Origin of the sequence: Halorhodospira sp. M38 (assembly GCF_022227985.1) — a bacterium.
GTDB lineage: Bacteria > Pseudomonadota > Gammaproteobacteria > Nitrococcales > Halorhodospiraceae > Halorhodospira > Halorhodospira halophila_A.
In genome coordinates, this window is the sequence record NZ_JAJNQP010000038.1 from 1 (window position 1) to 8087 (window position 8087).

At 69.1% G+C, this 8087-nt stretch carries 8 protein-coding genes; 5 read left to right on the forward strand and 3 right to left on the reverse strand.

Going from position 1 to position 8087, the window contains the following annotated elements:
- Together LRA98_RS12130 and LRA98_RS12135 are read left to right on the forward strand one after the other, a co-directional pair.
- A partial coding sequence (locus LRA98_RS12130) for a hybrid sensor histidine kinase/response regulator (protein ID WP_238640848.1) occupies positions 1–1203 on the forward strand: 1203 nt, incomplete at its 5' end.
- Positions 1204–1206: 3 nt separating this feature from the next.
- Entirely contained in the window at positions 1207–1725 is a 519-nt protein-coding gene (locus LRA98_RS12135; RefSeq protein WP_238633690.1) for a hypothetical protein, read from the forward strand.
- On the opposite strand, the gene LRA98_RS12140 is transcribed toward LRA98_RS12135, so the two are convergent.
- The gene (locus LRA98_RS12140; protein ID WP_238633688.1) at positions 1679–2185 is read right to left on the reverse strand and encodes a RipA family octameric membrane protein; all 507 of its coding nucleotides are present in this window, start codon (positions 2183–2185) and stop codon (positions 1679–1681) included. The genes LRA98_RS12135 and LRA98_RS12140 overlap by 47 nt on opposite strands.
- A 292-nt stretch (positions 2186–2477) precedes the next feature.
- Between LRA98_RS12140 and LRA98_RS12145 the strand changes: the two genes are divergently transcribed.
- Together LRA98_RS12145 and LRA98_RS12150 are read left to right on the forward strand one after the other, a co-directional pair.
- Positions 2478–4619 carry a TonB-dependent receptor plug domain-containing protein gene (locus LRA98_RS12145; protein WP_238633686.1) on the forward strand — a complete coding sequence of 714 codons (2142 nt, stop codon included), beginning with the start codon at positions 2478–2480 and terminating at the stop codon, positions 4617–4619.
- A 16-nt stretch (positions 4620–4635) separates the two neighbouring features.
- Positions 4636–5172 (forward strand): hypothetical protein, encoded by a 537-nt coding sequence (locus LRA98_RS12150; protein ID WP_238633685.1) that lies wholly within the window; start codon positions 4636–4638, stop codon positions 5170–5172.
- A 14-nt stretch (positions 5173–5186) separates the two neighbouring features.
- Here LRA98_RS12150 and LRA98_RS12155 read toward each other — a convergent pair whose 3' ends face one another.
- Together LRA98_RS12155 and LRA98_RS12160 are read right to left on the reverse strand one after the other, a co-directional pair.
- The gene (locus LRA98_RS12155) at positions 5187–6731 is read right to left on the reverse strand and encodes an FAD-binding domain-containing protein (RefSeq protein WP_238633683.1); all 1545 of its coding nucleotides are present in this window, start codon (positions 6729–6731) and stop codon (positions 5187–5189) included.
- 73 nt (positions 6732–6804) lie between these two features.
- The gene (locus LRA98_RS12160; RefSeq protein ID WP_238633682.1) at positions 6805–7395 is read right to left on the reverse strand and encodes an SAM-dependent methyltransferase; all 591 of its coding nucleotides are present in this window, start codon (positions 7393–7395) and stop codon (positions 6805–6807) included.
- Positions 7396–7701: 306 nt separating this feature from the next.
- Here LRA98_RS12160 and rnk point away from each other — a divergent pair.
- The coding region (gene rnk, locus LRA98_RS12165; RefSeq protein ID WP_238640849.1) for a nucleoside diphosphate kinase regulator at positions 7702–8087 on the forward strand (386 nt) is incomplete at its 3' end.

Genomic DNA, 8087 nt, shown 5'->3' on the forward strand with positions numbered 1-8087 from the left:
GCGGTGCAGCGCCAGCTCGAGGAAGCAAACCGGGCCAAGAGCACGTTCCTCAATGCGGTCAGCCACGACCTGCGAACCCCGCTGAATGCGCTGGTCAGTTACGCGGAGCTGCTCAGCGACGCCGGTGTGAGTGAGGAGGAACGGCAGACCCATGCCGCACGCTGTCGGGAGGCGGGCGAGCGGCAGATGCAGCTGATCGACTCGCTGCTGGATATCGCGCACCTGCAGTCAGGCCATATCCAGTTGCGGCGTGTTCCGTTGGATCTGCACCGGCTGGTCGAGGAGCAGTGCAGCCTGCTGTTGCCGCGGGCGCAGGAGAAGGGGCTGACCCTCGAGTGGTCGGTCGCCAACGACGTCCCCGGCTGGGTGGCCGGTGATCCCACGCGCCTGAGCCAGGTGCTGGGCAACCTGGTGGATAACGCCATCAAGTACACGGACCAGGGGCGCGTGTGTGTCCGGGTGGAGGCCGAGGGCGACGAGCGGGTGGCCTTCACCGTGCAGGACAGTGGCCCCGGGCTGACCGAGGCGCAGCAGCGGTCGCTTTTCAACGCTTTCGATCGGCTCGGTTACGACGGTCCGGCCTCCGGTCACGGGCTGGGGTTGGCCATCGCCCAAGAGCTTGCCCAGCGCCTCGGCGGCGGCCTCTGGGTTGCCTCCACCCCTGGGCGGGGGGCGACCTTCTGCTTCACCGCGGATCTGCCGCCCAGCGCACGTCCGGAATGGGTGGAGGATGCGCTTGGGGGCGAGCTGCCGGAGTCGGAGACCCCGGGGGAGGGGCTGCACGTACTGGTGGCCGAGGACGAGCGGACCAGCGCGGTGGTGGTACCCCTGCGCCTCCGTCGCCTGGGGTGCCGGGTCACCGTGGTCGAGCGGGGGGATACGGCCCTGGAGGCGGCGCGGCAGGAGGCGTTCGACCTGCTCCTGCTGGATCTGCGCATGCCCGGGCTCAATGGGGCCGACGTGGCCCGCGCGTTGCGCGCGGAGGAAGCGGGCCGGCCAGGGGGGCAGCGGACCCCGACGGTACTCTGCACGGCCTACTCCCGCGAGGAGATCGAGCAGGAGTTCGGGCTGGAGGGGGTTGATGCGTTCCTGGCCAAGCCGATCCGTGAAGAGCCCCTGAGGCAGTTGGTCAACCGTGTTCGCCGCGGCTTCGCTCCTGCCGAGGCGGAGGAGCGGCCGGATGGGTTGGGCGCGGAGCTGTAGAGGGTGGTGATGCGTGGGGAGGCGGAGATCGACGGCGCACGGGCGTTCCAGGACGTCTGTGAGGCGCTGCATACACGGGCGATCTCGATCAACCAGCGGCTCAACGTCTACGACTCCGAGCCGGTGCTGAGCCGGCTGGCGTGTTTCGAGGCGCTGGCCACGGCGCGGGCTGCGGCTTATCTCCAGCGGCGCGTGGAGGGCACACCGGCGGATCGGCGCCTGGATCCGGCGGGGCTCCAGGCGCAGGCGCTCTGGGAGCTGCAGCAGACCCTGATCGCGGAGCAGCGCCTCGGCAGGGATCTGCGCCGGGAGGAGGCCGCGAAGGCACAGCAAGGCGCGGCACGCCATGCGCAGTGGCGCAGCCTCGCGCGGGTACTGGAAGCGCGTGAGCGGCTTTACCGGGCGCTGGAGGCGCTGCGGATGCAACTCCTCGAGCATGAACTCGATGCCCGGCAAGGCGGCGAAGACGGATCGATCAATCTCGATGAGGTCCGCAAGGTGATGAAGCGACTGGGCTGGTGAGCGGCGGCACGGCCTCGGCCCCGACCCAAACCAGCAGCAGGCCGGTGTGCACAGCAGCGAAGATCAGCGGCAGGCGGTTTTCAATGCGGCCCAGGGGGCGGAGGCTGATCGCCCGGTAGATCGTTTGCTCGCGCTCGATGGCCGGGAATGAAAGGTCCCGTTCAAGCTCGTGCAGGACCCGGTACTTCGCATCGTTGAGCTTGCGGTAGGAAAGGCGCAGCGTGTCCCAGCCCAGGCAGACCAGAATCCCCACCACCGGGATGGCGACCAGCCAGATCCAGCCCTCGGCGTTCGGCAGCAGAGCCCGATCCGCCGCAAGAAACGCGTAAAGGGCAATCAGGAAGACGTTGGCGCTCAGCATCCATCGGTTGACCGCGGCCCGGCGGTCGCTCACCTGCTCTGCAGTGCTGAGGTAGAGCTTGTAGAGCTCAAGGCGTTGACTCACGTCGGCATCGGCCATGCGCATTCCCTGTCGGTGGACTCGGCGATCACCATTAATCTTGTCCGCCGCCGGTAAACACCTCATTAATCTTCAGGCTGGTGCCCTGGCCGGACCCTTCCCCGGATCGTGTGGCTTCAACCGCTCCTTTGCCCCGGCTCGGCGCGGGGTGCCGCACCCACGCGTCGGGTGCGGCAGGTGGTCGCGCTGGCGTGCCCCAAGCTCTGGATTGCGCTGCATCAATAGCAATGCGAAGCGTTCTCATTTAGGTTACGCCCGTATCCTGCAGGCATCCGAGAGAGACGGCATCGATATGACCACCTGGAACCCGCGCCGGTCCCTGATCCTGCTGGGGATCTCCGGCATGGCTGTCAGCTCTGGATGGGCGATGGCCGGCTCTGAGCAGGCGCCGGCAAGCGGCGGCGTCGATCCGGCCCACGCCGAGGTTCTGCCCGAGGTGACCGTCACCACCGGCACCCGCAGCGAGCGGGCGCGGGAGCGGAGTCCGAGCAGTGTGGAAGTCATCGACCGTGAGCAGGTCGAGCGCAGCGGCGGCGCCGATCTCGGTGAGGTCCTGCGCCGCGAGTCGAGCCTGTTCGTCAGCCCCGACGGCACCCAGGCAAGCATCCGCGGGGCGCGGCGCGAGGACAACGTGATCCTCATCGATGGCCGCCGGGTCCTCGGCGAGCCCAGCCGGCGCTACGAGCTCAACCGCATTCCCACGGGGAGCATCGAGCGCATCGAGATCGTCAAGGGGCCGGGCAGCGTGCTCTACGGCGCCGACGCCCTCGGGGGCGTGATCAATGTCATCACCCGCAAGCCGGAACCCGGTCTCCATGGGGACATTGACGTGCAGGCCGGGGCGCGCACGGAAGATGCCGGGGCGGAGCGTTACAAGGCCGCCCTCGGTCTGCACGGCGGCGGTCTCGACACCCGCTTCCGGATCGACGCCCAGGCCACATCCCGGGCGGCGTACAGCGAGAGCGCCACGGCGCTGCCGGAGGGCAGGCGCGACATCGACCTTGAGGATTCGGGTGACTACGTTGTCGACCTGAAGGAACGCTATACCATCGAGGAAGCTCGCCGGGACGAAGCCGACGTCCACACCCTGGCCGGTACGCTGGAGCACTTCTTCACCGATGACCTGCAGGTCACCCTGCAGGCCGACTACTTGCACGAAGAGCGGGAGCGCGACTACATCAACACCGGACCGACGCAGGTTGATAATGGGAATAACGGCGCGGTGGCGAACATCCCCGCCCGCTGGCTCGATGACAACCAGCGCCTGGGGCTCGTCGCGGCGGCGGACTGGCAGGCCACCGAGACGTTCAACCTCTTCTTCCGCAGCTACCGCAGCGTCTACGAGAAGGAGCGGATCGTCACCAGCGAGCCGTGGACCACGCTGCGCTATTCCGCGGGGGAGCGGCCCAAGGAGCGCGACCGGGACGTGACACTCACGGACTGGCGCCAGGAACTGATCGCCAGCTGGACCCCGGGGCGGGCGCACACCGTGCAACTCGGTGCCGAGCACCGCGACCACGAGTACGAGGACCACCAGTTGGTCAGCGGCAGCGAAACCCGCTGGGATGCCGCCGCCTTCGCGCAGCACGAGTGGGCGGTTACCGACCGGCTGGATCTGGTCTACGGCGCCCGTTACGACGACAGCAGCCTGGACGACGCCGACAATACAGCGGTCGAAGGCGGCATTATCTATGCCTTCGCGCCGGCGGCGCGGCTGCGGCTGAACTACGCGCAGGGGTACAGCCTGCCCGATGAGCGCGCCCTCTATGCCGATACGCGGCGCCCCAACGGCGATCCCATGCACGGCGCCAACGTGGTGGCCGGCGACAAGCGGCAGACGCACAACCTCGATCCAGAGCGCAGCGAGAGTGTTGAGATCGGCCTCAGCGGCAGTCTCGGGGCCTTGGGCCCGGTGCGCGAGAGCCGCTACGACCTGGCGGTCTTCCACACTGTCATCGAGGATCGCATCACCCGTGAGCGGCGGGGCGAGCCCTATGTCAGCTTCTACAACCTCGACGACGAGGCACGGATTGCCGGCAGCGAGGGCAGCCTGGAGTTCGCCCTGCCGGCCGGGCTGCGGGTGGATATGGGGGTGACCTGGCTCGACGCCATCGAGCGTGGCGAGCGACACGAGCTGCCCTACGCCCCGGAGTGGAGTGCCCGGGCGGCCCTAGGCGGCGAGCACGGGGAGCGCTTCGGCTGGCGGGCGCGGGTGCAGCACACCGGTTCCCATGTCGATGAGATCGACCCGGATGACCAGCAGGCGCAGGAGGCCTTCACCCAGGTGGATCTGCAGGGCCATTACCGGCCGCCTGCCTGGGAGCAGGTCCGCCTCTACGCCGGCATCGACAACGTCTTCGATACCAGCAACGACACCTCGCTCTGCGCCGATCCGGGCCGCTACGCCCGGCTCGGCCTGCGGGCAAGCTTCTGAGGAGGGCTGCGACACCATGCGCAACCGACTGTCCCGGCACACGCTTGCAGCGGCCACCGCCGTGGGTCTGATGATGGCCATCGGTGGATCGGCAGCCGACGACCGCAAGGCCATCGAACTGAGCGAGGAGGACCGGACGCACTGCCTGGAGCGCATGCGCCTGTACCTGGAGGTGAGCAACGAGATCCTGCGCGCCACGCTCGAGCCGGATATGGAGGCCGCGCGCAGTCACGCCCTGACCGCGGTGCCACACCGTTACCGGGAGGATGACCTGGCGGATGCCGAGGTACCGGCGCGGGGCGCCGGGGCGGACGGCGAAGGCCGCGGCGAGGCGGGCCAGGGCGGGGCCGGGATGGGGCGTTCCGGCCGCCCGGAGCGGATGGAGGCGGCCACGCCGGAGGCGTATCAGGGCATGATGCACCACCAGCACGAGGCCTTTCAGGAGATCGCCCGCGACGCCCGCGAGGTGTCCGATCCGGCCCACACCCAGCGGCAGCTGACCGAACTCCAGGACAACTGCGTGGCCTGCCACAGCGCCTACCGCTTTGAGTGAGGTGCTCCCGTTGATCAGAAGAGCCGGCCCTGGTGGTCGTCCGGTTTCGGGCGCCTTCGGCGGCTGGGGGCGCGGCGGCGGCTGCCGTGGGCCTGCTGGATGGCATCCGCCTCGCGATGGGCGGCAGGGTCTCGGCGGATGGCGCGAAAACGCTCGCGGGCGTGCCGGGCGGCCTGCTGGTGATCCACGACCGGCGCCGGGTAGTTACGGCCGATCCAACACCCCGTGGCCCGCTGCACCGAGGTGGGCATATGCCACGGCTCGTGGAGCCAGCGGTCGGGCACGTGGGCCAGCTCCGGCAACCACTGCCGGATGAAGGTGCCCGCAGGGTCCTGCTCCTGGCTCTGCTTGACCGGGTTGTAGATGCGCAGGGTGTTGATCCCCGTCGTCCCGGACTGCATCTGCATCTGGCAGCAGTGGATGCCCACCTCGTAGTCCGTGAATTGTCGCGCCAGGAAGGGCGAGGTCCGCTTCCAGTCCAGCCACAGGTGGTAGCTGGCGAAGGCAACCACCATCGCGCGCATGCGGAAGTTCAGCCAGCCCCGGGCGTTGAGCTGGCGCATGCAGGCATCCACCAGCGGAAACCCGGTGGCGCCGCGGCACCAGGCCTCGAATCGCCCCGGGTCGAACTCTGCCTCGCGGAGCCCGTCGCAGGCGCGCTGCATGTTCTCGTGCTCGAAGCGCGGCTCCGATTCGAGTTTCTGCATGAAGTGGCAATGCCAGTGCAGCCGCTCCTCGAAACCCTTCAGGGAACGCAGCCACTGACCGCGCTCGGCGCAGCGGGGTTGCTCGCGCAGCGCCGCGCGTCGGGCACGGGTGGCGTGGACCACCTCGCGCAGGCTCAGCGTGCCGTGGGCCAGGTGCGGGCTCAGGCGCGAGCTGGCCAGCCAGGCCGGACCGGGGCTGGAGATCCCGCCGGAGTAGTGCTCGGCGCGGTTGGAGAGGAAGTCGAAGAGCACGGTGCGTCCCATGCGCCGCCCTCCGGGCTGCACGCGCATCTCAGGTGGCTCCGGGGCGAGCTCCGGCGTTGGCCACTCCGGGATGGGCCCGATGTCCAGGCCGGGCAGGGGCGGAATGGCCTGCGGCGCCCTTGCCCGGGGTGCGCCCATCAGCGCCTCCCACTGATCCGCCCAGCCGTCGCGGGAGCGCAGGCCGCGGACGACGCCGTGCTGTCGGTACTCCAGCCAGGGGATGCCGGCAGCTCTCAGGTAGGCGGCAACGCGGCGGTCGCGGGCGTAGGTCCAGCCGTTACCGGTCTCCTGGTGCGCGTGGACGGCGGCGATCGTGTAGTGCTGCTGCAGCTCCGCCAGTACCTCGCAGAGGTTCCCGCGGCGGAGGACCAGCGGCTGGCCGAGGGTGGCCAGCGCCTTGCGAAGATCCTTCAGGCTCGCCCGCACGAAGTGCCACTGCCGAGCGGAGGCATCGGGCTGGCGCCAGAGCTCCGGTTCCACCACGTAAAGAGGCAGGATCGCGCCACGACGTGCGGCCTCGGTGAGCGGGGCGTGATCGTGGATGCGCAGGTCGCGCTTGAACCAGACCAGCTGAATCTCGGTAGCCACGACTCCTCCGCACGGATGTCCTGGGGTGGGGTTGGCCCGGCCCTGCGCCGGCTGCCCGCGATCCCGCTCGACGCTAAGGGGCCTGCGCCACTACCTGAACGACGTGGGCCAGGCCGCTGTGGTAGCGCCCCTCCTCGACTCGGCGCTCGATCTCCTGACCGACCAGCAACTCCAGGCCCGGCAACTCGGCGCGCAGTCCCGCCAGGTCCATCATCATCTCCGCCGTTGGTGGTCCGCCGGTGCCGTAGGCCAGCTGCCGCGGCGTGTAGGCCTCGAGTAGGAAGAGGCCCCCGGGGCGCAGCCCGCTTGCGGCGCGTCGATGCACCTCGCGGCGGATGTCGGGGGGCAGGTGGCCGAAGATCGACACGATCCCCGCCCACGCCCGGGGCTCGATGGGGTGGTTGGCCAGATCTGCGTGGACGGCCTCGATCTCCACGCCGCGCTCAGCCGCGAGCCGGCGTGCCTTTTCCAGCCCCACGGCAGAGCCGTCCACCGCGGTAACGGCGTGGCCGCGCTCGGCCAGCCAGACCGCGTTGCGTCCCTCGCCCTCGGCCAAAAAGAGCACCGGGCCGTCGGGGATGCGCCCGGCCTCACTGGCGAAAAACGTATTCGGCTGCGTGCCGTAGGCGTACTCGTCGGGGTCTGCGTAGCGTTCGTCCCACATGCTTGCGCGCGCCTTTACCGGATCCGTCCATCCGGGACGCTACCCGGGTCGGGGCGCGGCGTCCATGGCGCGGTTAATGAGGGCTCCACGACTCAAGAGACCGGCGTGCGTGCTATGGTTGGTGGGGTAATCATCCCGCATGGAATGCGGCTGTAGCCCCGGGGTGCCGTCCCCCGAATCTTGAGATCGGCCACAGGCCCCAGTACCAACCCGCGCGCTCCGTGCCGGCTCCGGCGCGGCCGCCCGGGTTGTGCCCGCGAGCAGCCGACGCCCCCTTTGTCGTTATAACGGATTGGCTGGATTCAAATGAGTAAAAGACCCGAGATCGTGATCTCATCCCGCGACGCTGACCGGCTCGAGGATCTCATCGACTCGCTTTCAAAGGACGCCTTCCCGGGGAAGGCGGACCTGGAGAACGAACTGGCCAGGGCCCGGGTCGTTGCACCGGAGGAGGTTCCGCCCGACGTGGTGACCATGAACTCTACCGTCCGGTTCCGTGTGGAAGGGACCGACGAAGAGTTCACGCTGACCCTGGTCTATCCGAAAGATGCGGATCCCAACGGGGGATCCATCTCGATACTGGCCCCCGTGGGCAGCGCGCTGCTGGGTCTCCCGCAGGGCGGCGAGATCGACTGGCCCAAGGCCGGTGGCGGTGAGCACCGGGTCCGTATTGAGGAGATCGTCTATCAGCC

Excerpts from the sequence above, each read along its gene's own strand:
- LRA98_RS12140 (WP_238633688.1), bottom strand. The coding sequence starts at position 2,185 with ATGGCCGATGCCGACGTGAGTCAACGCCTTGAGCTCTACAAGCTCTAC.
- LRA98_RS12145 (WP_238633686.1), top strand. The coding sequence starts at position 2,478 with ATGACCACCTGGAACCCGCGCCGGTCCCTGATCCTGCTGGGGATCTCC.
- LRA98_RS12150 (WP_238633685.1), top strand. The coding sequence starts at position 4,636 with ATGCGCAACCGACTGTCCCGGCACACGCTTGCAGCGGCCACCGCCGTG.
- LRA98_RS12160 (WP_238633682.1), bottom strand. The coding sequence starts at position 7,395 with ATGTGGGACGAACGCTACGCAGACCCCGACGAGTACGCCTACGGCACG.